This is a genomic window from Mycolicibacterium rhodesiae (assembly GCF_002086695.1).
In the GTDB taxonomy this organism is placed as follows: Bacteria; Actinomycetota; Actinomycetes; order Mycobacteriales; family Mycobacteriaceae; genus Mycobacterium; species Mycobacterium rhodesiae.
On the sequence record NZ_MVIH01000004.1, the window covers coordinates 90,444 to 105,424 of the forward strand.

Genomic DNA, 14,981 nt, shown 5'->3' on the forward strand with positions numbered 1-14,981 from the left:
ACAACGCCGACGCGGGCAACCGATTTATCCCTACGCTGAGGCCATGACGGATCTCCCCGACTGGGTTCGCGAGCTGGAGATGGGACCCCATCCCGAAGGTGGCTTCTTCCGCGAGACCTGGCGCAGTGACCTGATTGTCGGCGAATCAGCGCTGCCGCCGGACTACAACGGCCCGCGCAACGCGGGCACCGCCATCTATTTCGTGCTGCTGCCCGGCCAGCAGTCCGCCTGGCACACCGTGCGCAGCGCCGAATTGTGGCTCTATCACCGCGGCAGCCCGCTGCTGCTCGACATCGGCCCGGAAAAGGACAGCGCCACAACGGTTCTCCTGGGCCCCGATATCGTCGCCGGTGAACGGCCGCAGGTGCTGGTGCCGCCCGGTCACTGGCAGCGTGCCCGTCCCCGCGACGATGAGCCGACGTTGGTCAGCTGCGTGGTGGTGCCGGGCTTCGACTTCGCCGACTTCGCCCTGGCCCCGCCTACCGACTGACGTTCCGCAGCACGTCGAACGCGGCGGCGACCAGTTCGGCGTTGCCGGGGGCCGGTGACCCGTCCGGCATCGCCACGGTGTCTTCCAGCCCGATTCGGGTTTGCACTCCGCGCAGTCCCGCGTGGGCCAGCAGTGGCCAGCAGCTGTCGTCGAGGCCGTGCAGCAACACCGGCGCCGGCGACTCGGCCCGGCGGATCCGCGCCAGCAGGTCGTCGGCGGTCGCCGTGTCCCCGTCGGCCTGGAGCTCGATCATCACCCGAAGGCAGTGCGGGGCCAGCGGTGAACTCGCCCAGGATTCGGCGGCGTCAGCATGAAAGATGCCTGCCTCCACGCCGATTCCCCGGCTCAGCAGCAGCTCCGCCAGATCCTGCGCACCGGGCTCATGCCAGTTGACGGAGGCGAAGTCGGGCAACACGGTCCAGGACTCGACGGCACGTAACCGGCGCTGTGGATCGGGCAGCGCCCAGAATCCGGTCGTCACCCCCAGCGGCAGGCCCGGCACGGCGTGCCGAACAGCGCTGACCGCGGCGCCCACCGTCTCCGGTTCGAGGGAGTCCACCCCGTCGGCGGTCTTGGGGTGCAGGTGAACCGCCATGGCCCCGGCAGCGTGCGCGGCGACGGCGGCAGCGGCCAGTTGCTCCGGCGACACCGGGAGTCCGGCGTGCTGGTCGGGGGTGCGGGCGCCGTTGATGCAGGCTTTGACGTAGGGGGTAGAGGCCATAGCTCATTCTCACCCGCCATGACGACACTTTCCGAAGTAGCGTTCCCTCATGCGGGGCCACACCATTGTCTGCGGCGACGACGCGCTCGGGTTGCGGATCATCGACGAACTCAACAACGCCGGGGTCAGTGTCGCGATCTCGCAGGCCCCCGAGGATCTCGAGGGCGCCGGGATCGCCACCGCCGATGCCGTGATCTGCGCTGACGACGACGATGCGCTCAATCTGGAGATCGCGCTGCTGGCGCGGCAGGCGAACCCGAGGGCACGAATCGTGGCGCGGCTGTCCAATGCGGTGCTGCGCGAGGCGATGGCCGACGGCAACGGGCCCGGCGCCATCCTCGACGTCGCGGACCTGGCGGCGCCGTCCGTGGTCGAAGCACTGCTGAAGCGCACCACCCACACCATCTCGGTGGCCGGGGTGGACTTCGTGGTCACCGGTACCACCGCGCGGCGGGACGGCAGCCTGCGGGAGATCTTCGGCGACCTCGCCCCGGTCGCGGTGATCCGCGGCGAGGGCTCGGACAACCCCGGCGAGGTCATCGCGTGCCCGGGCCGCGACGTTCAGGTGCACGCGGGTGACTGGACGGCGATGATCGGCACCGCCGACGAGCTCGCCGAGCGGGGTATCGAGGTCGCCAAGCCGATACCGGCATCGCCGCGGGCACGCCCGCTGTTCGTCCGGATCTCCGACGCGGTCCGCGCATTCGCCGACGACCTGAACCCGATGTTCTACCGTGCGCTGGCGGTGTCGGCCACATTGCTGGTCGGCTCGACGGTCATGTTGCGCTTCGCCTACAAGCAGCCAGGGATGGACTGGATCGACGCGCTGTACTTCTCCGCGGAGACCATCGCCACCGTCGGGTACGGCGACTTCAACTTCCTCGACCAACCCGACTGGCTGCGACTGTGGGGCGTCGTGATGATGTTCGCCGGTGTCGCCACCACCGCCATTGTGGTCGCGTTCGTGGCTGATGTGCTTCTCTCGCACCGTATTTCGCAGGCCGCCAACCGGCAGAAGGTGCGCCACCTCCAGCGTCACGTCGTGGTGGTGGGACTCGGATCGTTCGGGATCGGGGTGGCAGCTGTTCTCAAAGCGGCCGGGCACGACGTGGCCGTGATCGAACGCGACGAGGACAACCGCTACCTGTCGGCGGCGGCCGAACTGGGTGTCCCGGTGATCTTCGGTGACGCCACCCTGCGCCAAACGCTCGACGCCGCCCGGATCGGTGATGCCCGCGCGGTAGCGGTGCTCACCCAGGACGACGTGGTCAACATCGAGACCGGCATCGTGGTGCGCGAGATGCTCGGTCCACGAGCACTTCCCGAAATCCAGCGCCCCGACGTTCCGATCGTGCTGCGCATCTACGACCGGGCGCTCGGATCGGCGGTCGGCACCCGGTTCAAATTCGAGTTCGTCCGCTCGACCGTCGACCTGGCCACCCCGTGGTTCATCGGTGAGGCGATGGGCCTCGACGTGCTGGGGACCTTCTCGGTCGGGCAGCGGTCGTTCATGGTGGGTGCGGTGCAAGTGCAACCCGGCAGCGAACTCGATGGCATCCGGATGTTCGAGCTGTCGACCCAGACCCGGGTCATCTCCATCGCCCGGGAGGGGTCACCGCTGCGGCTGCATCCGCGCCGCGACACCCCGCTGATCGCCGGCGACACCGCCTACCTCGTGGGGCCATACCGTGAATTGATCGCCACGCTGCGCAAGGGGCAACACAGACAGGTTGATCACCTACCCTCTGCTCATGACGGAGTCGGGTGAACCGGTCGGCACCAGGCGGCGCCTCGAGGAGCGCTACCGCCGTCTGCAGGAGTCTCGGCGGCTGAAGCCGCTGACGGCGTTGGTCACGCGGTACAACGAAATCGACGGCGGCACCCAGGGAGCCGTGGTGTCCACCCAGCTGTTCACCACGGTCATCCCGCTGATGATCATCGGCTTCAGCTACATGCAGGGGTTCGCCGACAACGCCAGCCCCGGCACGATCTTCACCCGTCAGTTCGGGCTCGAACATCCGCTGTCCGACCGGTTACGGGAAGCCTTCGGCAATTCGGCCGGCCTGCGGGCGGATTGGACGCTGATCGGCGTCGCGAGCTTCCTCGTCTGGGGTATCCCGATGGCGGCCTCGGTCGCGACGATCTTCGCCAAGGCCTGGCGCCGCGAGCAGTACAGCCTGGTGACCCGATTACTGCGCGGCACAGCATGGTTCGCGTTGTACCTCGTCACCATCGCCGTGCGCGAGCGGATCATGTTCGGCCATCACCACCACGGTCTCCCCCGCGCGCTGCTGTTCGTCGTGGGCCTGTTGCCGGTGTGGCTGTTCTGGTCACTCACCCCGGTCCTGCTGGTCCGCGACGGCGGCCGAGGCGTGAGTCCACTGGCCCTGGCCGGTCTGGCCGGCGTGCTGATCGACGGCGTCGCGATCCCGCTGGGCTCCCGCCTGGTGTTCCCGTCGCTGCTGCACGACTGGGATGGCTTCGGCCCGATCGGGGTGGCGATGGCACTGCTGATCTGGTGCGGCGCGGTCGGCACCGGCTGGGTGCTGACGGCCTGCGCGGGCGCGGTGCTGTGGGAACGCAACGCACCGTCGGAGATGGTGGTCGAATCCCAGGTCGCCTAGGCCAGGCGCAGCACGCGCAGGGCGTTCTCCTTCAGGATCTTTCCGGCCACCGCGGTGTCGATGCCGAGCGTCTCGAAGTCCTGGCGCCAGCGCTCCAGCGCGATGTAGGGGTGGTCGGTGCCGAACAGGGCTTTGGTGGCGAGCTGCCGTCTCAGGGCCGAAACGAGTTGCGGCGGGAAGTATTTGGGCGACCACCCGGACAGGTCGATGTACACGTTGGCTTTGTGTGACGCGATCGCGATCTGCGAGTCGACCCAGGGCACCGCGGGGTGGGCCATCACGACGGTGAGATCGGGGAAGTCGGCGGCGACGTCGTCGAGCAGCATCGGGTCGGAGTAGCGCAGCTTGATCCCGTGCCCGCCGGGCAGCGCCGACCCCAGTCCGGTCTGCCCGGTGTGAAACAGCGCGGGCACTCCCGATGCGGCGATGGCCTCGTAGATCGAATAGAACCGGCGATCGTTGGGCTCGAAGCCCTGCAGGCTGGGGTGGAACTTGAAGCCCTTGACCCCGTAGTCGCCGGTCAGCTCGACCACCCGCCGCACCGCGCCGGTATCCCACGGGTCGACGGACCCGAACGGGATCAGGACGTCGTTGTTGCGCACCGTCCCCTCGATCAGCTCCTCGACCGAGTTCGGCCTGCGCCCCGACACCGTGTGGGCGTCGATCGTGAACACCACCGCGGCGGTGTTGTGCTGCCGGTAGTGCGCGGCGAGGTCGTCGACGCGGCTGAAGTAGTCGGCACCGAGCTTGAAGTAGCGCCCGGTGGCCTCGGCCAGCTCGTCGTCGTAGGCACAGTGGCCGCTCGCGTCGACCTCGACGTGGGTGTGGAAGTCGACGGCGTCGACCGCCGAGAGGTCGATCGCGGGTTCGTACCTGACCGTCACCGACGCAGTCTAGGAGAGCTCGGAGGTTCCTCCGCTGATTTCATGACCAAAGTCCCTACCGGCCGGTAACCGTCCCGGGCTTCACTGCTTTGTGCTCAAGGTGTTCCTGGTCGACGACCACGAAGTCGTGCGCCGTGGTCTGGCGGACCTTCTCAGCGCCGATCCCGAGCTGACGGTGGTCGGCGAGGCGGCGACGGTGGCCGAGGCACTGGCCCGCGTCCCGGCTGCCGCACCCGACGTCGCGGTGCTCGACGTCCGGTTGCCCGATGGCAGCGGGATCGACCTGTGCCGGGATCTGCTGGCTGCCAACGACGACCTGCGGTGCCTCATCCTGACGGCCTTCACCGACGAACAGTCCATGCTCGACGCCATCCTGGCCGGTGCCAGCGGCTACGTGGTCAAGGACATCCGCGGGATGGCGCTGGCCGAGGCGATCAAAACCGTGGGAAGCGGAAAGTCGTTGTTGGACAACCGCGCCGCGGCCGCCCTGATGTCACGTCTGCGCAGGGACACCGAGCAGGACGAGCGGCTACGGGACTTGTCGTCCACCGAACGCACACTGCTGCAACTGTTGGGCGAGGGCCTGACCAATCGGGAGATCGGCCAGCGGATGTTCCTGGCCGAGAAGACGGTGAAGAACTACGTGTCGCGGCTGCTGCTCAAGCTCGGCTTCGCCGGGCGCACCCAGGCCGCGCTGTTCGCCGCCGAGAACCTGCGGCGCCCCGAGCCCGGCCCGGCGGTGACGCCGTAAGTCAGACGGAGATCTCGACGGCCGGTTGCAGGACGAACGTCGCGCGGCAGAAACGTTCGACGAACAGCGGCACGAACTCCCTGATCCTGGCGTCGTCGAACCGGCGATAGGTGCTGTCCACCGTCTCGGTGATGATGTGGTCCGGCACGTAGGGGAACGATTCGGTCAGGCGGCTGACCACCTGATCGATCTGGCGCTGCTCTTCAGCACGTTCCACGCCGGACATCATCGGACGAAATACGCGGTTTGCGCAACTATCGGCACGACAGCGCATGACGAACGGGTAGCGGGTCGATGAACAGCGAGCGGTGAAGTTTGTGTAATTCCACCCGGTGCGCGCGCAGTCACCCGGTCGGATACAGTTCGGCCGTGACCTCACCGAGCAATGTGGACGCAGGCGACCAGACGCCCGAATCCGCGAATCGCCTTCAGGCCGAACATCTCCGGGAGATGCTGCTGGCCCAGTGCGAGCAACTCGACGCCGACCTGGCCACCTACGGCTCGGCGCTCGAGCGTTACCAGCGGCGCGGCGAGCAGACCCAGGCCCGGCGCATTCGCGGCATGATTCGCGCCGCCGAACGCGAGCGTCGCTCGGTGCAGGATCTGATCACCGGACTGGAGTGCCGGTTCCTGGTCACGGAGACCGCACGCAGCGAGCAGGCCCGGCGTCTTCCCGGCCTGGGCGGCGCCCGCCAGAACGCGCCTCGCGTACATCCGTACCCGACCCCGCACCGGGTCATCCGGAACTAGCGCTGCGACGGACGCGAAGGCTAGGACGGAGCAAAGACGGCCACAAAGCGGTCCAGCGACTCCTTGATGTCACCCTTCAGCGCGCCCGCGACGACCATGCCGATCGGGCCGAACAGTGCCGCGCCGCCCAGGTGGACGTCCATGGTCACCACGGAACTGTCGGCGTCCTTATCGTGGGCCCGCACCTTGCCGATCAGCTTGACCTTGACCCCGCCCACACCTGCGCCGTTGAGTGTCATGGCCTCCGGCGCCTTGAAGTGGACGATCTCCCACTTCACCCGGTTGGGCATGCCTTTGACCTCGACGATCGACTCCACGACGGTGCCCTTTTCGAGGGTCTCGGGCAACTTGGAGCGCCACACCCGGTGGATGGTCAGCCAGTCCTTGTAGCGCGACAGGTCGGAGGCGTGCTGCCACGCCTGCTCGGGCGGTAATGGAACATCTACGGATACAGAGAGTTTCGCCATAGGTTAGCTTGGTTCGTTGCCCTTGTCGGTGCGGTTGGACTCGACGTAGTTCTTGGCAGCGTCCTGCACCTTGTCGACGGTGCCGGAGTACTTGCCCTGCGTCTTCTGGTCGATGATGTCGCCGGCCTTGTCGATGGCCTGGCCCACTTTGTCGGCATTCTCACCCAAGACTTCCTTAGTCTTGCCGAGGGCTTTGTCGAGGAATCCCATCGGTCAATCTTGCACCGCGGGCTCGGTTCGCCACAACATCCGCGGTTCGCCCAGCACCCGGCCCTGCACCCACCAGGCCACCTCGACCAGACCGGCGGCGAGCAACCCCATCGCGACGCCGGCCGAGGTGATCTCCAGGTTGGACGGATCGAGCATGAACGCCGTGCGGGCCGCCGGTATGGCGAAGATCACCACATAGGCCAGGCCTGAGGCGGCCACCAGCGCGACCCGCCACCACTGGTAGGGCCTGGCGACCACCGCGAGCACCCAGACCGCCCCCATCAGCAGGGTGATCAGCGCGGCGGTCGAGGCCTGGGTTTGCTCGGTCACAGTTGCGTCGGTCTTGTGGTTGGCGATCAGGTACGAGGTGTAGGTCATCACGCCGATCACCACCCCCGACGGCAGTGCCGAGGTCATCACACGCCGCACGAACCCGGTGTGAGCACGCTCGTTGTTGGGCGCCAGCGACAGGATGAAGGCTGGGATGCCGATGGTGAACCACGCCGCGATCGTCACGTGGATCGGCTGGAACGGGTACAGCAGCGAGGGCGTGCCGAAGATCTTGTGGGACAACCCGGCCAGCCCCACCAGCAGGGCCAGCAGCACCGAGTAGACCGTCTTGGTGAGGAACAGGTTGGAGACCCGCTCGATGTTGCCGATGACGCGCCTGCCCTCGCCGACCACATAGGGCAGGGTGGCGAACTTGTTGTCCAGCAGCACAATCTGGGCTACCGCCCGCGACGCCGGGGAGCCCGAGCCCATCGCCACGCCGATGTCGGCATCCTTGAGGGCCAGCACGTCGTTGACGCCGTCGCCGGTCATCGCGACCGTGTGGTCGCGTGACTGCAGGGCATGCACCATGGCGCGTTTCTGGTCGGGACGCACCCGGCCGAACGTCGTGTACGTGGCCATCGTGTCGGCCAAGGCGTCGGGGTCCGTCGGCAGCCGGCGGGCGTCCAGGGTCTCGCCGTGCAGGCCCAGCGTCCCGGCCACCGCGGCGACCGACACCGCATTGTCGCCCGAGATCACCTTGACTGAGACATGTTGCGAGGCAAAGTATTCCAGTGTGTCCCGGGCGTCGGGGCGGACCCGCTGCTCGAGCACCACCAGCGCCACCGGGGTGACGCGACCCGGCGCATCGGGACTGTCCACGGGCAGATCGCCGGCACCGAGCAGCAGCACTCGCATGCCGCGGGAACCGATCTCTTCGGCCTGCGCTGAGGCCGCGGAGTCGGGATCCAGCAGGACGTCGGGGGCACCGATCAGCCAGTTCCCCTGCTCGCCGTAGGACACCCCACTCCATTTTGTTGCGGACTTGAACGGTGCTGCGGCCGTTGCGGTCCAACCCGGCGCATGCGGATACGCCTCGGCGATCGCCTGCATGCTGGCGTTGGGCTTGGGGTCGTCGGCGGCCAGTGACGCCAGCACGTCGGCCACCCGATGGTCGTCGTCGCCCAGTGCGGTGACCTCGGCCAGTCGCATGCCGTTCTCCGTCAGGGTGCCGGTCTTGTCGGCGCAGACCACGTCGACGCGGGCCAGCCCCTCGATGGCGGGCAGTTCCTGCACCAGACATTGCCTGCGCCCCAACCGGATAACCCCGACCGCGAACGCGATCGATGTCATCAGCACCAGGCCCTCGGGAACCATCGGAACCAGGGCGCCGACCATCCGCAGCACCGATTCCCGCCAGCCCACGTCCGTCGTGAACAGCTGGGTGTAGATGACCAGCAGCCCGGTGGGCCACAACAGGTAGGTGATGAACTGCAGGATTTTGTTGATCCCGCTGCGCAGTTCGGATTTCACCAGGGTGAACTTGCTGGCCTCCTCGGCGAGCTTGGCGGCGTAGGCTTCCCGCCCCACCTTGGTGGCGCGATAGGCGCCGGCGCCGGCGACCACGAAGCTGCCCGACATGACGGTGTCGCCGGCGTGCTTGGCGATCGGGTCCGCCTCACCGGTCAGCAGTGACTCGTCGACCTCGAGATTGGCAGCCTCGAGCAGTTCGCCGTCGACGACGATCTGGTCTCCCGGGCCGAGCTCGATGATGTCGTCGAGTACTACCTCGTTGGGCGGCAACGGTTTTGTCCCGGTCCGGCGGCGCACGGTGGGTCTGGCCTGCCCGACGATGGCGAGGTTGTCCAGCGTCTTCTTGGCGCGTAGTTCCTGGATGATGCCGATGCCGCTGTTGGCGACGATGAGCAGCCCGAACATGCCGTTGATCAGTGATCCGGTGGACAGCACGATCAGCAGCAGCACCCCGAGGATGGCGTTGATGCGGGTGAAAACGTTGGCCCGCACCACCTCCGCGACACTGCGCGAGGCGCGGGTGGGGACGTCGTTGGTCTGGCCCGCGGCGATCCGGGCGGCGACGTCGTCCGCGGACAGGCCTGCTGCGACAGCGGCCGTCATCGGGTAAAGGTTCCCATCTTGTCCTCGTCGTAGTACTCGAGCGTCAGCTTGTCGCCGTCGAAGGTCGCCGTGGAAATGCTTCCGGGCGGGAAGTTCTCGGAGGGGAACGTGAACGTGAAGACGTCACCGTCCCAGTGGCTGAGTTCGAGGGTTACCGGCCGCGGCCCCAACGACAGCGTGAGCTTGCCGTCCTTGTCGGCGACCACCGCCGCACCCCAGTAGTCGTTGCGGTAGGTGCCGGCATACCTGGCGGCTGGTTGGGCGGGGGCCGGGTTGACCGGCGGTGTCTTGCCCGCGAGCGAGCCGAACGGTTTGTCCATGTCGGCGAACGCGTGCGCGTACAGCGTGCGCCAGTCCTGGCGGACCTCGCCGAACTGGACGAGGTCGGCGAATTCGGCGGTCAGCGTCTCCGGGATGCCCGTCGGGGTGGCGTTGGTCAGTGCGACGATCGCGACGTCGGCCGACGGGATGATCACGAAATTCGTTGCGGCACCGAGGTCGAAGGCCCCGGAATGGCTCAATTGCACGCGGGCGGCTGACGTGGTGCCGACGTTGAACCCGTACCCGTAGAAGCCCGAACGCATAGCGGGTTGCTCCGGCGGGCTCGACACGATCTGCGGGGACACCGCCGGCAGCAGCGCGGCGGAGTCGACGATCTGCTTGCCGTTGTACTTTCCGTCGGCCAGCATCATCGTCAGCCAGTGGGTGAGGTCGTTCACCGAGGAGCTCACCCCACCGGCGGGCGCTTCGGGGTCGGCATCGCGCGTGTAGAGCGGCTTGTAGGCCCCGTCGATGCGGATGTGCCCGACCGCCTTGTCGGCCCTGGCCTCGTAGTCGGCGAACCGGGAACTGGTGGACGCCATGCCCAGCGGCCGGTACAGCACCTCGTCGCTGAGGTCCTCCCAGGACTTGCCTGCCGCCACCGCCACCGCCTCGGCGGCTGCAGTCAACCCGAAGTTGGTGTATGCGTAGGAGATTCGGAACGGCGCTAACGGAAGCTGGCGCAGGCGTTCCAAGATGTAGCGCCGGTCGTAGCCGAGGTCCTCGAGCTGATCCCCGGCGTGGTCGGGCAATCCGGAGCGGTGCGAATACAGGTCACCGACGGTGACCATCCTGGTGGCGGCCGGGTCCGACAACGCGAACCAGGGCAACTTGTCGGTCACCGGGGTGTTCCAGCCGATGGCGTGCCGGCTGACCTGATGGGCGACGACGGTGGCGCCGATCGGCTTGGACACCGACGCCAGCTGGAACACCGTGTCCGGATCGACCTTGTTGGCGGGGTCGTCGACGGAACGGCTGCCGTCCTTGACGCCGAATCCCTTGGCGTACACGGTCTTACCGCCGTGCACCACCGCAACCGCCATCCCGGGGATGCCCGCGGACTTCATCAGGTCGGCGGCGATCCCGTCGAGCTTGGCCACCGCGTTGTCAACGGCGTTGTCCGGCAGCGCCATGGCGGGCACCAGCGGCGGTGGCTGGTCGGACAGCGACGGGCGCGCCTCGGGCTTGGACGCCGGGCCGCTACACGCGGTGAGTGCGGCTACCAGGGCGACGATCGCGGCACGCGCGGCCAGAGCGGTCATGGCTTGCACCGTAGTGGCTCACAGTTGCCACCACTTGTCTATTGCTCCCGCGGCGCCCGCCACGACCCGGCCACCCGGCCTCGGCACCGCCGCCTGCACCCCGGCGTCGTCGGCGGCCGCCAGCATCCGTTCGACCGGCTCGGCCCAGGGATGGGGAGCCAGCCGGAACGTGCACCAGTGGATCGGGACCAGCAGCCCGGCATCGGTGACATCGCGGTGGGCGCGCACCGCCTCCTCGGGGTTCATGTGGATGTCCGGCCAGGACTTGTTGTAGGCCCCGATGGGCATCAGCGTCAGATCGAAGGGTCCGTGCTCGGCGCCGATGTCGGCGAAGCTGCGGGTGTAGCCGGTGTCGCCGCCGAAATAGGCGCGGTGCTGCGGACCTTTGATCGCCCACGATGCCCACAGCGTGGTGTTGCGCGTCAGGAACCGGCCGGAGAAGTGCCGCGCGGGTGTGCAGACCAGGGTGAGGTCCCCGATGCGGGTTTCGGCGTTCCAGTCGAGCTCGATGATCCGCTCCGCCGGGACGCGCCATTGCCGCAGGTGCGCGCCGACACCGAGCGGTACGACGAACGGCGCCCGTTGGGTGCGGACCAGCCCGAGCACGGTGTCCATGTCGAGATGGTCGTAGTGGTCGTGGCTGATCACGACGGCGTCCAGCGCGGGAAGCGCCTCCAGCGGGGCGGGCACCGGGTGCAGCCGCTGGGGCCCGACCGTGCGCGACGGCGAGCATCGCTCACTCCACACCGGGTCGGTGAGCACCCGGTAGCCGTCGATCTCCAGCAGCGCCGTCGAGTGGCCCAGCCAGCTGACGGCCAGCGGTTCGGACGCGGTGGCCGCGGGCGTGACCAGCGGCACGGTGCCGGCGGGGCGGCTGGCCGAGCGGGTGGAGAACATGTCGAACAGGACGAGGCGGCTTTCCTCGGAGTCCAGCCGCAGGGCGGAGGCCGGTTCCAGGTTGTGGAAGATGCCCTCGCGGTAGTGGGGCGATCCGTCGGCGACCGGCCGGATCTCGCCGGGCCCGGCCCCCAGCGATGCGGGCGCGTCGTTCAGGGCGCGCAGCAGCCAGCCGCCGCCTGCCAGCGATGCCGTGCCTGCGGCCAGCCGCACCGCGGCCCTCAACAAGTCAGGCGCCCTTGAAATCGGCGGCACGCTTCTCGATGCGCGCCACCTGGGCTTCGATGACGTCCTGGCTGCCCCACGCCTTCTCGAACAGTTCCTTGTGGGTGGGCCACTGTTCCTCGTACGCGCCGTCGTCGTTGAGCACCCGTTTGGACGCCTGCAGTGACAGCGGCGCCAACCCGGCGATCTCTTGCGCCCAGGCCTGGGCGTCGGCCAGGTCGCCGAGCCGGTTGGCCATCCCGGTCATCAACGCGGTGTCGGCGTCCAGCTTCTCGGCGCCCAGCAGCATGCCGCGGGCGCGGCCGTAGCCGGCCAGCGAGGACAATCGGCGCACACTCCAGTTGTCGAGCGCCAGACCGTATTTCGCGATCGGGAATTGGAAGTAGGCGCCGGGCGCCACCACTCGCAGGTCGCAGATCATGGCCAGCTGGACGCCCGCGCCGATCGCAGGGCCGTTGATCGCCGCGATAACCGGCATCGGTGCGGCGTCGATCGCCTTGTTCAACGCGATCGCCTTGTCGGGGAAGTCGGCGGCGAACACGTCTCCGGACAGATCGGCGCCTGCGCAGAACACGGTGCCCTGGCCGGTCAGCACGATCACGCGGACATCCTCGGCGGCGGCCTTCTCGACCGTTTCCCGCAGCGTGTCGACGAGTTCGGAGTTGAGTGCGTTGCGTCGTTCCGGACGCTGCAGCTCGATGGTGGTCACATCCCCCACGCGGTTGATACCGATCATGGTTCGAGGGTACTGGCCCGATAGCGTGAGCTCATGAGTCGGATCGGGGCTGCCGAACTTCGCGACGCCGCGCTGGACACTGGCTCCTTCCGGAGCTGGGACTCGGCGCCGCTCGACGTCGGCGCCGACGACGCCTACGCCGGTGAGCTCGAACGAGCCCGCGCCAAGACCGGCTTCGACGAGGCGGTGCTGACCGGCGAGGGGACGGTCCACGGCCGCCGGGTCGCCGTCGTGGCCTGCGAATTCGATTTCCTCGCCGGATCCATCGGGGTGGCCGCCGCCGAGCGCGTCACCGCGGCGATCGAACGCGCGACCGCCGAGAAGTTGCCGCTGCTGGCCTCGCCGAGTTCGGGTGGTACCCGCATGCAGGAGGGCACCGTCGCGTTCCTGCAGATGGTGAAGATCGCCGCGGCCGTCACCCAGCACAAGCGGGCGAACCTGCCGTATCTGGTGTATCTGCGGCATCCGACGACCGGCGGGGTGTTCGCGTCCTGGGGCTCGTTGGGTCACATCACCGCCGCGCAGCCCGGTGCGCTGATCGGATTCCTCGGGCCGAGGGTGTACGAGCAGCTGTACGGCGAACCGTTCCCGCCGGGCGTGCAGACCGCGGAGAACCTGTTGCGGCACGGCGTAATTGACGCGGTTGTCGGTCTCGAAGCGCTGCGTGCGACCTTGAACCGCGCGCTGACGGTCATCACCGGCGCCCCGGGTGAACCGCCCGCGGCGCTGCCCCACGAAACGATCCCCGATGTGCCGGCGTGGGAGTCGGTGATCGCATCGCGACGTCCGGACCGGCCAGGGGTGAGCTGGCTGCTGCGCGAAGGCGCCACCGACCCGGTGCTGTTGTCCGGCACGCACGGCGACGCGGCCACCACCGCACTGGCGCTGGCCCGCTTCGGCGGCCAGCCTGCGGTCGTCGTCGGTCAGCAACGCGTCGTCGGCGGGCTTGATCAATTCCCGAGTCGCTTCGCTCCTGCCCTCCGGACCGGCCCGGCCGCCTTACGCGAGGCCCGTCGCGGCATGGCCCTGGCCGCCGGGCTGCGGCTGCCGCTGGTGCTGGTGATCGACACCGCCGGGCCCGCACTGTCCGCCGAGGCCGAACAGGACGGCCTGGCCGGTGAGATCGCCCGCTGCCTATCGGATCTGGTCATGCTGGACACCCCGACGGTGTCGGTACTGCTGGGTCAGGGCAGCGGCGGACCCGCACTGGCGATGGTTCCGGCCGACCGGGTGCTGGCCGCCCAGCACGGCTGGCTGGCGCCGCTGCCACCGGAGGGTGCCAGCGCCATCGTCTTCCGCGACACCGCCCATGCCCCGGAACTGGCTGCGGCGCAAGGCATCCGGTCGCTCGACTTGTTGCGCAGCGGAATCGTCGACGCGATCGTTCCCGAGCATCCCGACGCCGCCGACGAGCCGGTGGAGTTCGCGCGCCGGTTGTCCGTGGCGATCGCCCGCGAGATACACGATCTGCGCGAGACCCCGTCCGAACAGCGGTACGCTGCGCGGCTGGCACGCTACCGCCGAATCGGATTGCGTTGACAGCGCAGTGAGAGCGAACTCTCGGCCAAATCCTCGCTCTCAGTGCGATGTCAACGCTTGGCGCGCTCCAACAGGGCGGTCACCTGCTCGTCGGAAGTCTGACGGAAGTCGTCATAACCCTGCCCGACGGCACTGAAATTGCGCGGCGCCCCCGGACATACCACTTCGTCGGCGTAGGAGCGCAGTTCGGCGATGGTGTCCGGAGCTCCGATCGGGGCGGCCAGCACCACCTTCGCCGCGCCCCGCGCGCGGGCGACCAGGCACGCCGCCCGCGCGGTGGAGCCGGTGGCGAAGCCGTCGTCGATGATCAGCACCACCCGGCCGGCCAGCGGCAGCGGGGTCTTGCCGCCGCGGTAGCGCGCGACTCGGCGCGCAAGCTCGGTGCGCTGCTCGGCGTCCACCTCGGCGATCTCGGCATCGCTGATCACCACGTGCCGCAGCACCGCCTCGTTGATCACGCGCACACCGTCCTCGCCGATCGCACCGAAGGCCAGCTCGGGCTGCCCGGGTACGCCGAGCTTGCGCACGACGAGCACATCGAGCGGGGCGGCCAGGGCCTTGGCGACCTCGAAGGCCACCGGCACGCCACCGCGGGGCAGACCGAGGACCAGGACGTCGGCATCACGGTAGCCGGCCAACGACTCGGCCAGCTGCCTGCCCGCGTCCGCTCGGTCGGCGAAGCGCTGCATGGCTTCGAG

Annotated in this window: 15 protein-coding genes and 1 pseudogene; 6 read left to right on the forward strand and 10 right to left on the reverse strand. The window is 68.5% G+C overall.

Annotation, left to right across the window (positions count from 1 at the left end; all coding sequences use genetic code 11):
* Positions 1-43: 43 nt before the first annotated feature.
* A complete protein-coding gene (locus BST42_RS10190; protein WP_083118473.1) occupies positions 44-490 on the forward strand; it encodes a cupin domain-containing protein in 447 nt (148 codons plus the stop codon).
* Here the strand turns inward: BST42_RS10190 and BST42_RS10195 are convergent.
* Positions 480-1,211, reverse strand: coding sequence for a 3-keto-5-aminohexanoate cleavage protein (locus BST42_RS10195; protein WP_083118474.1), 732 nt, complete (start codon positions 1,209-1,211; stop codon positions 480-482). The two genes, BST42_RS10190 and BST42_RS10195, sit on opposite strands and share 11 nt — an antisense overlap.
* 49 nt (positions 1,212-1,260) lie before the next feature.
* On the opposite strand from BST42_RS10195, the gene BST42_RS10200 reads away from it, so the two are divergent.
* Positions 1,261-2,979 (forward strand): NAD-binding protein, encoded by a 1,719-nt coding sequence (locus BST42_RS10200; protein ID WP_083118475.1) that lies wholly within the window; start codon positions 1,261-1,263, stop codon positions 2,977-2,979.
* Complete coding sequence (locus BST42_RS10205; protein WP_083118476.1) at positions 2,963-3,835, forward strand: hypothetical protein; 873 nt, start codon at positions 2,963-2,965, stop codon at positions 3,833-3,835. The genes BST42_RS10200 and BST42_RS10205 overlap by 17 nt, the downstream gene beginning before the upstream one ends.
* On the opposite strand, the gene BST42_RS10210 is transcribed toward BST42_RS10205, so the two are convergent.
* Positions 3,832-4,719, reverse strand: a complete 888-nt coding sequence (locus BST42_RS10210; RefSeq protein ID WP_083118477.1) for an amidohydrolase family protein — start codon at positions 4,717-4,719, stop codon at positions 3,832-3,834. The two genes, BST42_RS10205 and BST42_RS10210, sit on opposite strands and share 4 nt — an antisense overlap.
* Before the next feature lie 91 nt (positions 4,720-4,810).
* On the opposite strand from BST42_RS10210, the gene BST42_RS10215 reads away from it, so the two are divergent.
* The gene (locus BST42_RS10215; protein ID WP_083118478.1) at positions 4,811-5,470 is read left to right on the forward strand and encodes a response regulator; all 660 of its coding nucleotides are present in this window, start codon (positions 4,811-4,813) and stop codon (positions 5,468-5,470) included.
* Between the two features lies 1 nt (position 5,471).
* Here BST42_RS10215 and BST42_RS10220 read toward each other — a convergent pair whose 3' ends face one another.
* Positions 5,472-5,696, reverse strand: coding sequence for a three-helix bundle dimerization domain-containing protein (locus BST42_RS10220; protein WP_237159355.1), 225 nt, complete (start codon positions 5,694-5,696; stop codon positions 5,472-5,474).
* Positions 5,697-5,839: 143 nt separating this feature from the next.
* On the opposite strand from BST42_RS10220, the gene BST42_RS10225 reads away from it, so the two are divergent.
* Positions 5,840-6,220: a hypothetical protein gene (locus tag BST42_RS10225; RefSeq protein WP_083118480.1), complete on the forward strand. Its 381-nt coding sequence runs from the start codon at positions 5,840-5,842 to the stop codon at positions 6,218-6,220.
* 20 nt (positions 6,221-6,240) lie between these two features.
* Here BST42_RS10225 and BST42_RS10230 read toward each other — a convergent pair whose 3' ends face one another.
* Genes BST42_RS10230 through BST42_RS10255 form a run of 6 tightly spaced genes read right to left on the reverse strand, consistent with a single transcriptional unit; the run spans position 6,241 to position 12,744 of the window.
* The gene (locus BST42_RS10230) at positions 6,241-6,687 is read right to left on the reverse strand and encodes a type II toxin-antitoxin system Rv0910 family toxin (RefSeq protein WP_083118481.1); all 447 of its coding nucleotides are present in this window, start codon (positions 6,685-6,687) and stop codon (positions 6,241-6,243) included.
* A 3-nt stretch (positions 6,688-6,690) separates the two neighbouring features.
* A complete protein-coding gene (locus BST42_RS10235; protein ID WP_083118482.1) occupies positions 6,691-6,897 on the reverse strand; it encodes an antitoxin in 207 nt (68 codons plus the stop codon).
* Between the two features lie 3 nt (positions 6,898-6,900).
* Complete coding sequence (locus tag BST42_RS10240; protein ID WP_083118483.1) at positions 6,901-9,303, reverse strand: HAD-IC family P-type ATPase; 2,403 nt, start codon at positions 9,301-9,303, stop codon at positions 6,901-6,903.
* Positions 9,300-10,886 carry a serine hydrolase gene (locus BST42_RS10245; RefSeq protein WP_110918554.1) on the reverse strand — a complete coding sequence of 529 codons (1,587 nt, stop codon included), beginning with the start codon at positions 10,884-10,886 and terminating at the stop codon, positions 9,300-9,302. The genes BST42_RS10240 and BST42_RS10245 overlap by 4 nt, the downstream gene beginning before the upstream one ends.
* Positions 10,887-10,904: 18 nt before the next feature.
* Positions 10,905-12,008, reverse strand: a complete 1,104-nt coding sequence (locus BST42_RS10250; RefSeq protein ID WP_083118846.1) for an MBL fold metallo-hydrolase — start codon at positions 12,006-12,008, stop codon at positions 10,905-10,907.
* Between the two features lie 4 nt (positions 12,009-12,012).
* Complete coding sequence (locus BST42_RS10255) at positions 12,013-12,744, reverse strand: enoyl-CoA hydratase (RefSeq protein ID WP_083118485.1); 732 nt, start codon at positions 12,742-12,744, stop codon at positions 12,013-12,015.
* 33 nt (positions 12,745-12,777) lie between these two features.
* On the opposite strand from BST42_RS10255, the gene BST42_RS10260 reads away from it, so the two are divergent.
* The gene (locus BST42_RS10260; protein ID WP_083118486.1) at positions 12,778-14,283 is read left to right on the forward strand and encodes a carboxyl transferase domain-containing protein; all 1,506 of its coding nucleotides are present in this window, start codon (positions 12,778-12,780) and stop codon (positions 14,281-14,283) included.
* A gap of 53 nt (positions 14,284-14,336) precedes the next feature.
* On the opposite strand, the pseudogene BST42_RS10265 reads toward BST42_RS10260, so the two are convergent.
* Positions 14,337-14,972: pseudogene (locus tag BST42_RS10265) on the reverse strand (phosphoribosyltransferase); the annotation flags it as partial.
* Between the last annotated feature and the right edge of the window lie 9 nt (positions 14,973-14,981).

What these genes read in the sequence shown, in the direction of transcription:
- BST42_RS10190 (WP_083118473.1), top strand. Translation starts at nt 44, where the DNA reads ATGACGGATCTCCCCGACTGGGTTCGCGAGCTGGAGATGGGACCCCAT.
- BST42_RS10195 (WP_083118474.1), bottom strand. Translation starts at nt 1,211, where the DNA reads ATGGCCTCTACCCCCTACGTCAAAGCCTGCATCAACGGCGCCCGCACC.
- BST42_RS10200 (WP_083118475.1), top strand. Translation starts at nt 1,261, where the DNA reads ATGCGGGGCCACACCATTGTCTGCGGCGACGACGCGCTCGGGTTGCGG.
- BST42_RS10205 (WP_083118476.1), top strand. Translation starts at nt 2,963, where the DNA reads ATGACGGAGTCGGGTGAACCGGTCGGCACCAGGCGGCGCCTCGAGGAG.
- BST42_RS10220 (WP_237159355.1), bottom strand. Translation starts at nt 5,696, where the DNA reads ATGTCCGGCGTGGAACGTGCTGAAGAGCAGCGCCAGATCGATCAGGTG.
- BST42_RS10230 (WP_083118481.1), bottom strand. Translation starts at nt 6,687, where the DNA reads ATGGCGAAACTCTCTGTATCCGTAGATGTTCCATTACCGCCCGAGCAG.
- BST42_RS10235 (WP_083118482.1), bottom strand. Translation starts at nt 6,897, where the DNA reads ATGGGATTCCTCGACAAAGCCCTCGGCAAGACTAAGGAAGTCTTGGGT.
- BST42_RS10240 (WP_083118483.1), bottom strand. Translation starts at nt 9,303, where the DNA reads ATGACGGCCGCTGTCGCAGCAGGCCTGTCCGCGGACGACGTCGCCGCC.
- BST42_RS10245 (WP_110918554.1), bottom strand. Translation starts at nt 10,886, where the DNA reads ATGACCGCTCTGGCCGCGCGTGCCGCGATCGTCGCCCTGGTAGCCGCA.
- BST42_RS10255 (WP_083118485.1), bottom strand. Translation starts at nt 12,744, where the DNA reads ATGATCGGTATCAACCGCGTGGGGGATGTGACCACCATCGAGCTGCAG.
- BST42_RS10260 (WP_083118486.1), top strand. Translation starts at nt 12,778, where the DNA reads ATGAGTCGGATCGGGGCTGCCGAACTTCGCGACGCCGCGCTGGACACT.